The following is a 15,119-nucleotide window of genomic DNA, read 5'->3' as shown; positions in this document are numbered from 1 at the left end:
ATGGAATCGCGCATGGACTGGCACGAGTGGCACGACGCCTACGACTCCCCCGACTCCTACCTCAGCCGCCGACTGGCCGGCATCCAAGAACGCCTGCGCCTCGCCCTCGACACCGCCCCGCCGGGCCCGCTCACCGCGATCAGCCTCTGCGCCGGACAGGGCCGCGACCTGATCGGCGTACTGGCCGACCACCCCCGCGGCCCCGAAGTCCGCGCCCGGCTGGTCGAGTTGGACGAACGGAACGTGGACGCCGCGACCCGGGCGGCCCGCGCCGCCGGCCTCCCCGGTGTCGAAGTCGTCGCCGGAGACGCCTCGTCGACGGACCAGTACGCCGATCTCGCCCCCGCCGACCTCGTCCTCGCGTGCGGCCTCCTCGGCAACATCTCCGACGCCGACGTCGAACGCGTCCTCGACCACTGCACCGCCCTGTGCCGGACGGGCGGCACGCTCGTCTGGACGCGCAGCCGCGACATCGCCCCCGACCTCGTCCCCCAGGTCTGCGCCTGGCTGGAGGAACGCGGCTTCGAGCGCCTGTGGGTGTCGGACCCCTCGATCCCCCAGTCCGTCGGCGCCCACCGCTTCACCGGCGAGCCCCGCCAACTCCCCACCGGCACCCGCATGTTCGACTTCATCGGCTACGACGTCCTCCGGCGCGCGTGAGTCACAACTCCCGCCGCACCCCGCACAGTTACCTCCTCACCCCCTACAACTCCCGCTGCGCCTCGTACAGATTCCGCGGCCGTACGACATCCGTCGTGCCGTAGAGCTCCAGCCGTGCGTGCAGGTCGCCGGTGAAGTCGGGGACGTCGATCTGGTCGAACTCGGTGACCGTGTTGAGGCCCACCGTGGCGCTGTACGGCGCCAGTTGGTCGATCTTCATCAGGCCGGCGCGGCCGTTCGTGACGCGGATGTTCCAGTGCGTGAAGCGGGCGCCGAAGAGCGGGCCGGCGCTCGCGTCACCGCCGTGGCGGCCGTCGTTGTTCACGGTGATGTCGGTGCGGACGTTGGCGAAGGGCAGGCCGCGATGGCTGTCGAAGGTGCCCATGCGCATGTCGCCGCGCGACCAGACGTTGTACGACGACAGGCCCTCGACGTTGATGCCGTGGAGCTGGGTGTTGGCCGGGGCCGGGACCGTGCGTTCCTCGATGGTGAAGTCCTCGATGAGGTTGTCGTGCGAGCCCTCGCGGCAGAAGTAGGGGTGATGGGAGCCGCGGCCCGCCACCGTCGTACCGCGCAGCGTGCACGCCGACGCCGCCACCAGGCCGAAGCCGTTGTCCACATGACGGACCGTCACGTCGTCGAGCCAGCAGTCGTAGGCGCATTGGAGGACGACGCCGTTGTAGCCCTTGTCGAGGAGGTGCGGTTGCTGTGGGGTCTCCACCGCCTCCAGGGTGAGGCCTTCCACTCCCGAACCCGTCAACTCCGGTATGTGGGTGGTGAATTGGGGGTTCCACTCGGGGCGGATGTCGAGGGGCAGCGGGCGTTCGAGAGTCACCTTCCGGCCGCGGACGTGCGCGACGCGGACGGGCCATTCATAGGGGACGTACGACAGGAGCTTCGTCTTGTCGTCCCAGTAGTACGCCTCGGGGCCGGGGCCGCCGCCCGCCATGTGCTCCAGGAGGGTGTGCGCGGTGTCGTCGGCGAGGCGGAGCAACACCAGTTCGCCCGGCTTCAGTTGGGAGGCGTCCGCGACTGTCACCGTCCACGCGCCCTGCCGCGCGGGCTCGACCGCCGTCAACTGCCGCCATTCGTCACGCTTGTTGCCGGTCCAGCCCTCGAAGGGCCAGGCCTTCGCCCTGATCGCGGCGACCAGTGAGTCCCAACGGGCCGTCGGGGCAAGCCATATGAGGCCGCCGGCCCAGGACCAGGACGACTTGTCGCCGCCGTAGCGGGAGCCGTAGACACCGATCAGTTCGGTGAGGTTCCTGGTCGCGTAGAGCTTCGTACGGTCGCTGCCGGCACCCCTGACCACCACGTTCGAGTGGCCGACGCGGATCACGTCGTCGATGCGGAAGGTGCCGGGCGGGATGAGCACCGTGCCACCGCCGGCCCGGCCGGCAGCGGCGATGGCACGGTTGATCGCGGGGGCGGAGTCGGTCGTACCGTCCGCGACGGCGCCGTAGCGACGGACGTCGAGGACGAGCGGGCGCCGGGGGTGGCGCCGCGCGCCCGCCCTGCCGATGTACGGGATCTGCGGGTGGGTGAAGGGGGTGCGGGTGAACTCCCGCCAGAGGGACGGGACTTCGGCGCCGGACGCCGGGAGACCCTGTTTCGGGAGGGGGACCGCGAGGGCCAGCGAACTCCCGAGCAGGGCACGTCTGGTCAAGTGGGGGTTGCTCACGTCCGTACGTCCTTCCATGCGACTGCGGCTTTTCATGGATGTGAACGACGTTCATATCTGCGTCAGCCGCGAGCATGCCACGAGCCCAGGAAGCTACGGAAGGGGTCGAACGGAGGTCAGATCAAGGTCAGTCGGTCGGCCGCTGGGTCAGATGCGTGAACGCGTCCAGATTCCGCGTCGACTCCCCGCGCGACACCCGCCACGCGTACTCCTTGCGGATCGCGGAGGCGAAGCCCAGCTCCAGCAGGGTGTTGAAACTGCCGTCGGCGGCTTCCAGGACCTGGCCGAGGAGGCGGTCGATCTCGGCCTCGGTGACGGCGGACAGCGGCAGCCGGCCGGTGACGTAGACGTCACCGAGCTGGTCGACCGCGTAACTCACGCCGTACAGCTTGAGGTTGCGCTCCAGGAGCCAGCGGTGGACGCCGGTCTCGTTCCCGTCGGGGTGGCGGATGACGAAGGCGTTGAGCGAGAGGGAGTGGCGGCCGACGATGAGGGAGAGGGTCGTCGACAGCTTGCGGGTGCCGGGGAGTTTGACGACGAACGTGCCCGACTCCGGGCTCTCCCAGCCGAGTTCGGCGCCCTTGAGGAAACCCTCGATGACCTGCGCCGCCCGGTCCTGGTCCGCTGTCTCACCCATGATGCGAGCGTACGTGACGGCGGTGGGCCTGCGCCGCGGCCGTGTAGACGTCCGCCGTGGCGGCGGCCGCGGTGTCCCAGCCGAAGCACTGGGCGTGCCGGGCGGCGGCCTCACCCATGCGGGGCGCGAGGTGCGGGTCGTCGGCGAGAACGCGCAGCACGCGCGCGTAGGCGGCGGGATCGTGGCCCTGGACGAGGAAGCCGGTCTCCCCGTCGCGCACGGCGACCGGGAGGCCGCCGACCGAGGCCGCGAGCACCGGCGTACCGGCCGCCTGCGCCTCTATGGCGACCAGCCCGAAGGACTCGCTGTACGACGGCATCACCAGCACGGACGCGGCCCGGAACCAGTCCGCGAGCTGCTCCTGTCCGACCGGCGGCCTGAACCGCACGACGTCCGCGATGCCCAGCCGCGCGGCCAGTTTCTGCAGGCCCTCCGGCTTGGCGAGGCCGCTGCCGCTGGGGCCGCCGACGACGGGCACGACGATGTTCGAGCGCAGCTCGGGCCGCTCGTCGAGCAGCACCGCCACGGCCCGAAGCAGTACGTCCGGGGCCTTCAGGGGCTGGATGCGGCCCGCGAAGAGCGGGATCAGGGCGTCCTGGGGCAGGCCGAGGCGGGCGCGGGCGGCGGCGCGGCCGTCGGCGGGGCGGAAGCGTTCGAGGTTCACGCCCGGGTGGACCACGGCGACCTTGGCGGGGTCGGCGGAGTAGTGCCGTACGAGTTCGTCGGCCTCCTCCGCCGTGTTGGCGATGAGGCGGTCGGCGGCGGCGACGATCTGGGTCTCGCCGATGACGCGGGCGGCGGGTTCGGGGGTGTCGCCGTCGGCCAGGTTGGCGTTCTTGACCTTGGCCATGGTGTGCATGGCGTGCACGAGGGGCACGCCCCAGCGCTGGGCGGCGAGCCAGCCGACGTGGCCGGATAGCCAGTAGTGCGAGTGGACGAGGTCGTAGTACCCGGGGCGGTGACCGGCCCACGCCTGCATCACGCCGTGCGTGAACGCGCAGAGCTGGGCGGGGAGTTCCTCCTTGGCGAGACCTTCGTACGGCCCCGCGTCCACGTGCCGGACGAGCACGCCGGGCGCCAGCTCCACCGTCGGGGGGAGGGCGGCGGTGGTCGCGCGCGTGAAGATCTCCACCTCGATGTTGATCGCGGCGAGGCGCTGCGCGAGCTCCACGATGTAGACGTTCATGCCGCCGGCGTCGCCCGTGCCGGGCTGGTGCAGCGGTGACGTGTGCACGGAGAGCATGGCGACCCGGCGGGGTTTGCGGTGCAGTCGCAGCCGGGCCGACGAGGCCGGGGAGCGCCGCCCGAGCCTGCTGCCGTACTGGCTCACGTGGCGTTCCTCCTCGCTGCGGGCATGCCTGAGGGAGGGTGTGGGGTTCCCTCCAAGGGGGCCAACAGCGGGAGGCCGGATTCTCATTCCGGCGCATGAGGATTTTACCCAGCCATTGCCGGGAGTCGCTCAACCGTTCGAGGTGGAGGTGCGTTGCGAGTGACGGGTACCGGGTGCTCGCTCGCATCGGTCGGCCGTGTCCGTGTCCGTCCAGGCGGTCAGCCCACAGGCGACGTGGCGAAGGCGTGCCAGTACGCGGCCGCGCCGCCGGTCCGCTTGAGCAGCCGGGCCGGTTCGGGCGCGGCGGGCCAGATCTGCAGGAGATACCGGTCCTCGCTCGGCGGTTCGTCGTCCTCCCGGACGCTCTTGCTCCGGCCCGCGTCCATGCCGATGGCGGAGTACCGCACGCGGTAGTCGCACTCCTCCAGCCCCAGCTCCCACCGGTTCTTCCCGTTCCACTGCCGCAGCACCGTCTCCTCCGACACCGGCCGGAACGGGACCTCGACGATCTCCTCCCACGTCTCGTCCGGCGCGGGCCTGCTCTCATGCAGCTCGGCGGTGAACTCGACGCCGCCGATACGCAGACCGGTCAGGAGCAACAGCGCCCCGCCCGTCCCGCCCCCGCAGAGCCCGACACCCTCCTGCCCGGCGAAGGCATCGTGCAGGTCGCAGTCGTCCCCGCCGCTCTCCACGAATATCTGACCGTAGTCAACATGCACCTCGCCGCTGACAAGCACCTTCATTGGTCCCGCCCCCACCTCGGCCGACTTGATCTCCGATCCTGCCAGGCGGCACTGACAACAGGCCGGACGGAGACGACGGACCGGGCTGAGACAAGCGGAGACAAAGGGACGGGCAGCGACAACGTCGGCCGGTGCCCGTGCGGCGCCCCTCGTCCCGCGCCGCCTACCCTCGTACGTATGGCAGCCCGCGCGACGACCCCCCGCCCCGTGGGAACGGTGACGCGCGGCACGACCAACCCCAACCGGCTGCGCCGTATGGACCGCTGGATCGCGGCGACGCACGGCGCCGAGCTGCGGCGGGCCGTCGATCCCGTCGCCGTCGACCTCGGGTACGGCGCCGCGCCCTGGACGGCCGTAGAACTGCTGGAGCGCCTCCGTACCGTCGCCCCGCACGCGCGCGTGGTCGGTGTCGAGATCGAACCGGCGCGGGTGGCGGCGGCGAAACCGTACGAGCGGGAGGGGCTCGCCTTCCGGCACGGCGGGTTCGAGATCCCCGTCCCGCAACGGCCGTTGCTCATCCGCGCGGCGAACGTCCTGCGGCAGTACGACGAGGCGCAGGTCGCCGACGTCTGGGCGCGGCTGTGCGGACGGCTCGCGCCGGCGACCGGGGGCTCCCGGGGAGGACTGCTCGTCGAGGGAACCTGTGACGAGATCGGGCGGCGGCACGTGTGGGTCGCGCTCGGACCGGAGGGGCCGCGCACGGTCACCTTCGCGACGCGGCTCGGTTCCCTGGAGCGGCCGTCCGACCTCGCCGAGCGCCTCCCGAAGGCCCTCATCCACCGCAATGTGCCCGGCGAACCGGTACACGCCTTCCTCCGCGACTTCGACCGCGCGTGGGCCGCCGCCGCGCCCTACGCCTCCTACGGCGCCCGCCAGCGCTGGATGCGCGCGGTGCGGGACCTCACGGCCGACTGGCCGGTGACGGACGGCCCGGTGCGGTGGCGGCAGGGCGAAGTGACCGTGGCCTGGGGGGCGTTGGCGCCACGCGGGTGAATCCGGGTGCGGGTGTGGTGCGTGGGGAACGATCCCCGGCGACCGTTCGTCACACGGACGGGGAGATCGTCATGCCAGGTCGTGACAGCCCATGACCTGGAAGGAAAGGAGAGAAGTACGGGAAGTACTACCTCTGTCGTTTTCTGTAGGGACATGGCACGATCCCCCAGGCATCCGTAAGTTACTGACGGGCAATCAGATACCGATACGGCACATGTTGGGGGCAGGGGTATGGGAACGGGCAGGCGAGCCCTGATTACGGCGGCCATCACGGTCGTCTGCGCGGTCACCGTACTCGCGGCACCCGGCACCGCGTTCGCGAGCCCGGCACCGACGCCGACATCGACCCCTTCGGCGACCCCGTCCACGACCGCGTCCCCAACTCCCGTGACCAACAAGGACCTTGAGGCCGTACGCGAGAAGCTCGACGCGCTGTACCACGACGCCTCCGTCGCCACGGACGCCTACAACGCGGCCGAGGAACAGACCCAGAAGCAGTCCGCGGAGATCGTCGAGCTGGCCAAGAAGATCGTCAAGGGCCGGGAGAAGCTGGACGAGTTGAAGGACCGCGCCGGTGCCGCGGCCCGCTCCCAGTACCGCACGGGCGGACTCCCGGACGAGGCGCAGCTGCTGCTGAGCGACAACCCGCAGGCGTTCCTGGACGGCACCGGCCGAATCCTTCAGGGCCAGCGCGCCACCAAGGGCCTGATCGCCGAACTGACCCGCACCCAGCAGGACTTGAAGCAGTACACCGCCGACGCCTCCGCCCAGTGGCAGCAGTTGGAGAAGAACCGCCAGGCCAAGGCCGCCGCCAAGAAGAAGGTCACGACCCAGATCGCGGCGGCCGAGAAGCTGGAGTCCCAGCTGGAGAAGCAGGAGAAGGAGCGCCTGGCCAAGCTGGAGCAGCAGGCCGCGCTGAAGGCGCAGACCGCCTGGCTCGACTCCGGCGCCCTCAAGGACGCCGGCGGCAAGACGTCCGCCGAGGGCAAGGCGGCGGTGGCCTACGCGACGGCCCAGCTCGGCAAGCCGTACGAATGGGGCGCCGAGGGCCCGTCGACGTACGACTGCTCGGGGCTGACCTCACAGGCCTGGGCGAGCGCCGGCGACCCGATCCCGCGCACCTCGCAGGAGCAGTGGAAGCAGCTCCCGCACGTCGCCGTGAAGGACATGCGCCCCGGCGACCTCATCATCTACTTCGACGACGCCAGCCATGTCGCCATGTACATCGGCGACGGCGCGATCATCCACGCCCCGCGGCCGGGGCGGACGGTGACGGTCGCGGGGGCGGGTTCGATGCCGATATTGGGTGTTGTGCGACCGGATGCGTGATACGTCCGGCTGGTGAGCGGGGTTCGGCCGGTGACCCGGGCCACGTGACCTGGCGCACGCACCCTCCGCGCCAAACAGCCGCCCGGCGTGACCTTCGTCATCTCCGGGTAAGAGCCACCCTGCCCAACTGCCGTACAGATCACGGCATATGACAGTGGCTGCCTGCCAGGCGACCTGACTCACACCATTCCTTTACGGCGCCCACTACCGCTATGGTCCCCGTCGGTGGGTCGAGGTCCCTCGCCCCGCCGTGCCCTCGGGGGGAGGGAAGGAACCAGGACGATGCCCGCACCCATACCGCGGCAGAGAGCGATCCCGGCCGCGGAAAGTGGTCAGGCGCAGGCCGAGCCCGCGATCGGCGGCCCCTCCGGAGACAGTTCCGGAGGCATCACCGGCGACAGCTCCGCAGCCGTCTCCACAGCCGTCTCCGGAGCCACGGAGGCCCCGCACACGCAGGACACGGCCGACGACGACACGGCCGCCTCCACCGACAGGGCCGGCGCCAAGGCCGACGACGGCAAAGCCGACGACCGTCCGGCCGAGGCCACGCCCCGCGCTGCCCACACCCACGGCACCCCGACCGGTCACCTCACCCTGCTGATGATCGAGGACGACCCCGGCGGCTCGCCGGTCGTGCCCGAGCTGCTCGACCCGGCCGGCAAGCCGATCCGGGTCCGCACCGCCCGCAACCTCACCGAGGCCGAGCGGCTGCTCACCGACGACGTCCACTGCATCCTGCTCGACCTCGCGCTGCCCGCCCCCGCCCGGACCGCGGACGGCACCGACGACGAGCTGGCCGTGCTCAAGCACGTGCTGAGGATCGCGCCGCACCACGCCGTCCTCGCCCTCACCGCGTCCGGCGACACCGAGCGCGGCGCCGAGGCGGTCCGTGTGGGCGCCCAGGACTATCTCTTCCGCGACGAGCTGGACGGCCGGCTGCTGAGCCGCGCGATCCGCTACGCGGTGGAGCGGAAACGTTCCGACCGGGCGGAGCGCAAGCTCACCGAGTCCAAGCTGCGCGCCCAGGAGAACGCCCGCCTCGAACGCGGCCTCCTGCCGACCCCCCTCCTGGAGGGTTCCCCGCTGCGCTTCGCCGCCCGCTACCGCCCCGGCCGCTCCCGCGCGCTGCTCGGCGGCGACTTCTACGACACCGTGCGCACCCCCGACGGCACCGTGCACGCGATGATCGGCGACGTCTGCGGCCACGGCCCCGACGAGGCCGCGCTCGGCGTGGAGCTGCGCATCGCCTGGCGCGCGCTCACCCTGGCGGGCCTCTGCGGCGACCAGCTGCTCGGCACGCTGCAACAGGTCCTGGAGCACGAGCGCTCCGACGACGAGATCTTCGCGACGCTCTGCACGGTCGACATCGCCCCCGACGGCCGCCGCGCCGGCCTCTGCCTGGCCGGCCATCCGTCCCCACTGCTCGCCTGCCCCGGCCGCCCGGCCGAACTCCTCCCCTACGACAACAACGGCCCCGCCCTCGGCCTGCTCCCAGGCGCCCGCTGGCCGCGGATGCAGGTGGAACTGGGCGCCGAGTGGAGCCTGATGCTCTACACCGACGGCCTGATCGAGGGCCGGATCGGCGAGGGCCGCCGCGAACGACTCGGCCAGGACGGCATGGTGGCCATGGTCCGCCGGCAACTGGCCGAGGGCCTGCAGGGCGAGGAACTGCTCCAGGCGGCGGTGAACGAGGTCCGCGACCTCAACGGTGGCGAGCTCACGGACGACGTGGCGGTACTGCTGCTGGACCGGGCGCCGTAGCGGAAGTCGGGAACGCGGGGCGCGGCAGTCGTCGTAGGACCGGGACGCCGCAGTCGTCGTAGGACAGGGGCGCCGCAGTCGTCGTACAACGGGGGCGCCCCGCCTGTCGTACGAGGTCAGCGGCCGCCGTTGTACGGGCCGTACGGGCCGTCGCTGCTGGAGCCGCCTCTGCGGCGGCGGCCGCCGCCGGGGAGGCCGCGGAGGGCCGGGCGTACGTCGACCATGTACACGATGGTCGCGACGAGGCCGATGATCGGCAGGAACGACAGGATGTTGAAGATCAGGTTCACCACGAAGGCGATCCCGAGGACGATCAGCCAGAACGGCTTGGTCTTCTTGTCCGCCGCGCGATAGGCGTCCTCGCGGCGCGTGGCGGCGTCGACCAGCGCGAAGCCACTGAAAATGATCAGGGCGGTACTCAACAGCCACATGAACCCTGTGAAGCCCTGCATCAGCACTACGTCCACCACCCGACTCGACTCGTCCGTACGCGGTCACCGTACCCGCAACCGGATTCCCGCTACCCGAAGAACGGGCCGGGCACTCGTGGAGTGCCCGACCCGTTACCGATCACCCGTCCGTGTTACTTCGCGGGCGGGGTGGTCTTCTTCGCGGTGGTGGTCTTGCGGGCCGGAGCCTTCTTCGCGGCCGGCTTCTTCGCCGGGGCGGGCGCGGCGGCGGCCGGGGCCTCGGTCTTCACCACGACGGGCTCGGACACGGGCGCGGGGTCGGGCTCGACGGCGACGGCGAGCTCCTCGATCTCGTCGGCGGCCTCGCCGCGCCAGGTCTTCACGGCCTGCTCGCCGTGCTCGGCGACCTTCTCGTACGTCTCGCGGGCCTTGACGGCGTACTCGGCGGCGACGCCGACACCGCGCAGCGCGAAGTCCTGGGCGGACTCGCCGAACTTCTTCAGGTCGGCGTCGAACGTGCTGCCGAGCTTCTTGAGGTCGCCGTCGAGGCTGGTGATGAAGTCGTTGACCTTGGTCTGGAAGGTCTCCTGCGCCTCCTTGGCCTTGGCACTTGCCTCCTTGGCACGGGCGGCGGCCTTCTCCTGCACGGCCTTCGGGTCGGTGCCGCGCACGGCGTCGATCCGGGCCGGCGCCTCGGCACGCAGCTGCTCGACCAGGCCGGGAACCTTCTTGGCCTGCTGGAGCGCGAGGTCGGCGGTGCCGGCGGCGAAGTAGAGGGGGGTGGGGTCGCTCAGGGTCTTACGCAGGTCATCGGTGATGGCCATGGTGATGGTCCTCCCGGTTGCTATCAGCTGAGGGTTTGTGTTGTACGTCCGCGGGTCAGCCGGCCGTCTTGTGCGGCTCGGTGTGGTCTCCACCGTCGCCGCCGTCGCCCTGACCGTCCGTCCGCTCCTGCGGTTCGGCACCGCTGCCGTCGGCCATACCGAGGCCACCGCCCTCGCCCCCGTCGGCGATCTCGAACCCGTTCTCCTTGCGGAAGGACTCGTAGATCTGAAGCAGCACCTGCTTCTGCCGTTCGGTGAGCGTGGGATCGGCGAGGATGACGGCACGCGTCTCGACCTCGTCCCGGTCCCGCTCGGCGTCGAGGATGCCGGCTCGCACGTACAGCGTCTCGGCGGAGATCCGCAGCGCCTTGGCGACCTGCTGCAACACCTCCGCGCTCGGCTTGCGCAGCCCGCGCTCGATCTGGCTCAGATACGGATTCGACACCCCGGCGGCATCGGCGAGCTGCCGCAGAGACAGCTGCGCGTTGCGCCGCTGCTCACGCAGATACTCCCCGAGATTGCCGACGTTGAGCGTTGCCATGCCTCCACCTTGCACCACCCCCGCTAACTATTGCAAGCACCTGCTTGCAAAAGTGCGCCATGCCACTCGTAGGGGTGGTGTGACTGAGCAAGATAGTTGTCACTTGAGCAGGACAACTGTCACCCCTCGGCTTGGCGGACTCCCGTGCAGGCGAGGACTGCGCCGGCGTCGTCGGCGAGGAAGAGCATGAAGGCCCACGTCCGGTCCGGTGAGAAGATGCAGCCGATCCTGACCTGAGTGGCTTCGAGCCGGGTGAGGATGTCGACGGTGGACGGCAGGGCGAGCGTCTCAGTACCTCGCTTCCTCGCCCGGCGGAGGCGAGCCGCGTAGATGCCGGCAAGCTGCTGACTGGGAACACTGCCATCCCATACGACGAAGTCGCCTCCGTCGAGAAGCGCCGCTCTGGCGGGTTCGCAGGCCGTCGTCTGGTCGCCCAGCATCTCGGCGAGTTCCGCCCGGTCCATCTGTCGCCCTTTCGCGTGCGGTCCCGTTGTCCGCTCAGTCGTCAAACTGGAGCTCAGGTCGGGTCCAGAGGGTGAGGTCACTACTGGTGGCGACCGCCAGGGTCAGGCCGGAGGGAGAGAACCCGGCTGCGCGGAGTTCCGAGTACTCGGAGTGGAAGATGTGCCACCACGTCCCTCCCGCCGGGCCTTTGTGGGACCCGCCGTCGGCGGAGAGGATGACGCGGTCGTGGGGCCACTCAGGGCTGACGACATCCAGGGTCCAATCGTCCGGTGTGGTGCTGTGAAGTTCGCCGCCGAAGAGCCCGGCGATGCGCACCGGGGCGCCTGCGATCGGGCCGAGCCCCGGGCAGGCGAGGTCCGGGTGGGCGTCGGGGGTGCTCGTGTCGGGGTCAGGATCCTTGTCGCGGGCGATCTTCTCGCCGGTGACCGCATCGAAGAGTCCATGGCCGTCGCTGGACACGACCATGACGAGGTCGTGACCGTTGTCAGGATGGACGGCGAATCCGATACCGAGGAGGCCCCCGATGGGCGTCCTGCGGTCCAACACCGGCTGCCACGGCTCCGGGGCCGGCAGGACGGGGGCGGCGAGGTAGCGCTCGCGCAACTTCTGCTGGTACTCCGTGATCAACTCGTCTCCTCGGTGCGATTCGCGTCGAGGGTCTCTCGCGCAGCGGCCCACGTCGACTCGAATTCTGGGCGGGTGATCTCGGCAACGCCGTCCGCTTCTCGCCAGCCGCGCAGGGTGCCTTCCGCGAGGACGCCGTACTGCCGCTCGTAGGCGGCCATGGCTGCGAGGTCACCGCGGTCACGGATCTCGATGACCTCCGCCTGCGAGGATGCGGTCACGGGCTGGCGCTGAGGTCCTTGCAGTTCGACGTGCCGCAGCGCCCATTCCTCGTCGTCGAGCTCGAAGTACGACCAGACGTCGCTCTCGCCGTCGTAGGCGCGGATCCACAGCGTCACAGCCCTGTACTCCCGAAGCTGCGGCGAAGTGACAAGTAGCTGAGAGTGAGGCTCTAGGTACCGCTCCCCTTGTCGTCCGGATCGGACCGCTCGCAGCTACGGTAGACGCCCATGAACGCCTACGACCGAGCCGTGCAACGCGCCCTCGCCACCACCGGCCACACCCACCTCACCACCCGTCAGCTCGCCGCGCTCCTCGACCGCACCGAAGAAGCCATCCCGCACGCACAACACCTCCAACGCCTTCACCCCGGGCACGCCACCACCCGCGACCGCCTGCACGCCGCCGGCATGACCTGCGCACGGATTGGTCTCCACGAGGACGGCGACCCGGAGTTCCTTGACGCGCTGCTGCAGGAACTCGCCCACACATAAGCCTGGCAACAGCCCACCGTGGCCCGGTACTCCCGACAGGAAGGAGACGTGTCCGGTAGGTGTTGGGTCGGCCGCATCCCGTCTGCTCTCTTGGATCACGGCATGCGACTCGGTCCAAGATGACTACGAGACGCCCGGTGGTAGCCCTTCGGGGTCGGCGTCGAAGGAGGGCGTCCTCGAACCCGTGCATCACGAAGTCCCGCCGTCGCCGTGCCCGTAGCCGTCGCCATACCCATTCCACGCCCGCAACTTGTCCGGATTGACCACCAACCACAGATCGGTGATCAGCCCACCCCCCACCCCCACCGCAAGCACAGCGAACGTGGTCCCGCCGATCCGTACCGCCACCCCGGGCGTCCCGTTCACGTCGTCCTCGACAAGCTCCACCTCGGGTTCCCGCCGCATGAGCCCCAGAAAGAGGCGAGCCACCTTGTCCCGGCCGACGACCGGACGCAGAGCCGCCCGCACCTTGCCACCCCCGTCGCTGCGCGACTCGACCGCCGGGTCGAGCAGCGCGACCAGCGCATCGAGGTCCCCGGTCTCGCACGCCTCGCGGAACGCGGAGACGACGCGCCCGTGTTCCTCCGCCGTAGCGCTGCCGGGCGGCCGGTGGGCCAGGCGGCGGCGGGCGGAGGAGGCGAGTTGGCGGCAGGCGGCCGGCGTACGGCCGACCGTCTCGGCGATCTCGGTGAACGGCAGGCCGAAGACGTCGTGGAGGACGAAGGCGACGCGCTCCGCGGGAGTTATCGAGTCGAGCACCACTAGCATCCCCATGCTGACCGACTCGTCGAGGGTGATCCGGTCGGCGGGATCGTCCGCGCCCGCACCCCCCGTACTGGCCCACCCGGCCCCGTGCCGCACCGGTTCCGGCAGCCACTCACCGGTGTACCGCTCACGCCGGGCCCGCGCCGACCCCAACTGGTCCAGGCAGATCCGCGACGCGACCCGGGTCAGCCACGCCATCGGCACGTCGATCGTCCGCTGCCCCTCCTCGGACAGCGCGTACCAACGGGCGTACGTCTCCTGTACGACGTCCTCGGCATCCTGCACCGAACCGAGCATGCGGTAACCGAGGTTGAGCAGTCGGCGACGCTCGGCCATGAGGGACCCGAGGGTCGGGTCCGGGGACGATCCGGGTGAAGTGGACACAGCGGCGATCATCCTCCCCGTACGGACTGCACACCCCGCACCACGTGTTGCGCGAGCCATTCGTCGAAGGCCTGCCGCCCCCGCGGCCCGGCGTCGCCGGCCGGCAACTGCCCGTCCCCCGTCATAGCCGCCCCCACCGCACCCGGCATCCGCACCGGCACCACCAACCGCCGCTCCCCCCGAGCCCGCAGCAACCGCCGCACCATGTCGACGAGTTGCTCGACGCGCGGCCCGGCGAGATCCGGGGCCATACCTTGCGCAGGCCCCGTCGCGAGCTTCACCAGGTGCTGCGCGACCTCCCGCGCGGCGATCGGCTGGGTCCGCATCCGCGGTACCACCGCGAGCGGCTTCGGCACCCGTTCGAGGGTCTGCTCCGCGAACTCGTGGAACTGCGTCGCGCGCAGCACCGACCACGGCACCGGGCCGCCCTGCACCACGTCCTCCTGGCGGAGCTTGCCCTGGTAGTAGCCGAGCCCGACCCGGTCGATGCCGACGATCGACAGCACCACGTGGTGCCGTACGCCGGCCCGCTCCCCCGCGTCCAGCAGATTGCGCCCGACGGCCTCGAAGAACGCGACCGACTTCCGCGCGCTCGTGGTCGTCACGTTGCTCACGTCGACGACGGCGTCCACACCGTCAAGGGCCGCATCGAGCCCCGCGCCACCCGAGACGAGGTCCACGCCCCGCGACCGGCTCAGCACCACCGGTTCCTGCCCGGCCGCGGTCAACTCCTCGACCACGTACCGCCCGACCAGCCCCGTACCGCCCGCCACCGCCACCCGCATGCCGATCCTCGCCTTCATCGGTTGTCACCCTGCCGCTCGGAACGCGCCGGCACCGGCACCAGCAGCACCACCGCCAGCAGCACAAGCACGCCCAGGAACACCACGTTCAGCACCTGGTCACGCGTCCCGTACATGTCGAGGTGCTGTACGTGATAGCTGAAGTGCAGCACGTTGAAAACCAGCCAGACCGCACCCGTCGTCTGCACCAGCCGGGTGTTCCGCACCTGGCGCAGCGCGATGACCGTCAGGCAGGCCAGCGCGAGGAACATCGCCCCCGCGTCCTTGACGAGGTGTTCGTTGTAGGGGCCCAGCTGGGGCAGCCAACTCAGTCCGAGCCCGGGGAAGTTCGCGTACCATCCCGTCGGCGAGAAGTAGGCCCACACACCTGTGTACAGGCTGACCACGGCCAGCAGGCCGAGGCTGACGTACCGGATTCTTGTGTTCATACCCGTACGACGACACAGCCCCCGCGAA

18 protein-coding genes are annotated in these 15,119 nt (G+C 70.5%); 5 read left to right on the top strand and 13 right to left on the bottom strand.

The genetic code is table 11. The features are described from left to right. Positions 1–12: 12 nt before the first annotated feature. On the top strand, positions 13–660 hold the full coding sequence (locus tag ACFWP5_RS03685) for a methyltransferase domain-containing protein (RefSeq protein ID WP_384150058.1): 648 nt from the start codon (positions 13–15) through the stop codon (positions 658–660). Positions 661–703: 43 nt separating this feature from the next. Here ACFWP5_RS03685 and ACFWP5_RS03680 read toward each other — a convergent pair whose 3' ends face one another. From ACFWP5_RS03680 to ACFWP5_RS03665, 4 genes are all read right to left on the bottom strand, one after another. Next, positions 704–2,359, bottom strand: a complete 1,656-nt coding sequence (locus ACFWP5_RS03680) for a glycosyl hydrolase family 28-related protein (protein WP_384150055.1) — start codon at positions 2,357–2,359, stop codon at positions 704–706. A 109-nt stretch (positions 2,360–2,468) separates the two neighbouring features. Then, on the bottom strand, positions 2,469–2,978 hold the full coding sequence (locus tag ACFWP5_RS03675; protein ID WP_384149614.1) for a YbjN domain-containing protein: 510 nt from the start codon (positions 2,976–2,978) through the stop codon (positions 2,469–2,471). Continuing rightward, positions 2,971–4,308, bottom strand: a complete 1,338-nt coding sequence (gene mshA, locus ACFWP5_RS03670; protein WP_384149611.1) for a D-inositol-3-phosphate glycosyltransferase — start codon at positions 4,306–4,308, stop codon at positions 2,971–2,973. The genes ACFWP5_RS03675 and mshA overlap by 8 nt, the downstream gene beginning before the upstream one ends. 218 nt (positions 4,309–4,526) lie before the next feature. Beyond that, complete coding sequence (locus ACFWP5_RS03665; RefSeq protein ID WP_384149608.1) at positions 4,527–5,051, bottom strand: hypothetical protein; 525 nt, start codon at positions 5,049–5,051, stop codon at positions 4,527–4,529. 177 nt (positions 5,052–5,228) lie between these two features. Between ACFWP5_RS03665 and ACFWP5_RS03660 the strand changes: the two genes are divergently transcribed. The 3 genes from ACFWP5_RS03660 to ACFWP5_RS03650 all read left to right on the top strand — a co-directional run bounded on the left by ACFWP5_RS03660 (position 5,229) and on the right by ACFWP5_RS03650 (position 9,134). After that, positions 5,229–6,044, top strand: coding sequence for a class I SAM-dependent methyltransferase (locus ACFWP5_RS03660; RefSeq protein WP_384149605.1), 816 nt, complete (start codon positions 5,229–5,231; stop codon positions 6,042–6,044). A 231-nt stretch (positions 6,045–6,275) separates the two neighbouring features. After that, positions 6,276–7,373: an NlpC/P60 family protein gene (locus ACFWP5_RS03655; RefSeq protein ID WP_384149602.1), complete on the top strand. Its 1,098-nt coding sequence runs from the start codon at positions 6,276–6,278 to the stop codon at positions 7,371–7,373. 282 nt (positions 7,374–7,655) lie between these two features. Further along, positions 7,656–9,134 carry a PP2C family protein-serine/threonine phosphatase gene (locus ACFWP5_RS03650; protein WP_384149599.1) on the top strand — a complete coding sequence of 493 codons (1,479 nt, stop codon included), beginning with the start codon at positions 7,656–7,658 and terminating at the stop codon, positions 9,132–9,134. A gap of 116 nt (positions 9,135–9,250) precedes the next feature. Here ACFWP5_RS03650 and ACFWP5_RS03645 read toward each other — a convergent pair whose 3' ends face one another. The 6 genes from ACFWP5_RS03645 to ACFWP5_RS03620 all read right to left on the bottom strand — a co-directional run bounded on the left by ACFWP5_RS03645 (position 9,251) and on the right by ACFWP5_RS03620 (position 12,336). After that, positions 9,251–9,586: a DUF2516 family protein gene (locus ACFWP5_RS03645; protein ID WP_384150052.1), complete on the bottom strand. Its 336-nt coding sequence runs from the start codon at positions 9,584–9,586 to the stop codon at positions 9,251–9,253. 131 nt (positions 9,587–9,717) lie between these two features. Further along, positions 9,718–10,368 (bottom strand): hypothetical protein, encoded by a 651-nt coding sequence (locus ACFWP5_RS03640; protein ID WP_384149596.1) that lies wholly within the window; start codon positions 10,366–10,368, stop codon positions 9,718–9,720. Between the two features lie 55 nt (positions 10,369–10,423). Beyond that, complete coding sequence (locus ACFWP5_RS03635; protein WP_384149593.1) at positions 10,424–10,909, bottom strand: helix-turn-helix domain-containing protein; 486 nt, start codon at positions 10,907–10,909, stop codon at positions 10,424–10,426. Between the two features lie 119 nt (positions 10,910–11,028). Further along, positions 11,029–11,373 carry a hypothetical protein gene (locus tag ACFWP5_RS03630; RefSeq protein WP_384149591.1) on the bottom strand — a complete coding sequence of 115 codons (345 nt, stop codon included), beginning with the start codon at positions 11,371–11,373 and terminating at the stop codon, positions 11,029–11,031. Between the two features lie 34 nt (positions 11,374–11,407). Further along, on the bottom strand, positions 11,408–12,001 hold the full coding sequence (locus tag ACFWP5_RS03625; protein ID WP_384149588.1) for a hypothetical protein: 594 nt from the start codon (positions 11,999–12,001) through the stop codon (positions 11,408–11,410). Next, positions 11,998–12,336, bottom strand: a complete 339-nt coding sequence (locus tag ACFWP5_RS03620) for a hypothetical protein (protein ID WP_384149585.1) — start codon at positions 12,334–12,336, stop codon at positions 11,998–12,000. The genes ACFWP5_RS03625 and ACFWP5_RS03620 overlap by 4 nt, the downstream gene beginning before the upstream one ends. 111 nt (positions 12,337–12,447) lie before the next feature. Between ACFWP5_RS03620 and ACFWP5_RS03615 the strand changes: the two genes are divergently transcribed. Further along, on the top strand, positions 12,448–12,711 hold the full coding sequence (locus ACFWP5_RS03615) for a hypothetical protein (RefSeq protein WP_319696500.1): 264 nt from the start codon (positions 12,448–12,450) through the stop codon (positions 12,709–12,711). A 189-nt stretch (positions 12,712–12,900) separates the two neighbouring features. Here the strand turns inward: ACFWP5_RS03615 and sigJ are convergent, their stop codons facing one another. From sigJ to ACFWP5_RS03600, 3 genes are read right to left on the bottom strand one after another with little or no spacing between them, the layout of a single operon-like run. Further along, positions 12,901–13,872: an RNA polymerase sigma factor SigJ gene (sigJ, locus tag ACFWP5_RS03610; RefSeq protein WP_384149582.1), complete on the bottom strand. Its 972-nt coding sequence runs from the start codon at positions 13,870–13,872 to the stop codon at positions 12,901–12,903. Then, positions 13,869–14,663 carry an SDR family oxidoreductase gene (locus tag ACFWP5_RS03605; RefSeq protein ID WP_384149579.1) on the bottom strand — a complete coding sequence of 265 codons (795 nt, stop codon included), beginning with the start codon at positions 14,661–14,663 and terminating at the stop codon, positions 13,869–13,871. The genes sigJ and ACFWP5_RS03605 overlap by 4 nt, the downstream gene beginning before the upstream one ends. After that, complete coding sequence (locus tag ACFWP5_RS03600) at positions 14,660–15,091, bottom strand: hypothetical protein (RefSeq protein ID WP_384149576.1); 432 nt, start codon at positions 15,089–15,091, stop codon at positions 14,660–14,662. Before ACFWP5_RS03600 ends, ACFWP5_RS03605 begins: the two co-directional genes overlap by 4 nt. Positions 15,092–15,119 lie beyond the last annotated feature (28 nt).

The sequence above is a fragment of the Streptomyces sp. NPDC058469 genome (assembly GCF_042721125.1).
Lineage (GTDB): Bacteria > Actinomycetota > Actinomycetes > Streptomycetales > Streptomycetaceae > Streptomyces.
This window is presented reverse-complemented; position numbering and strand designations above follow the sequence as displayed.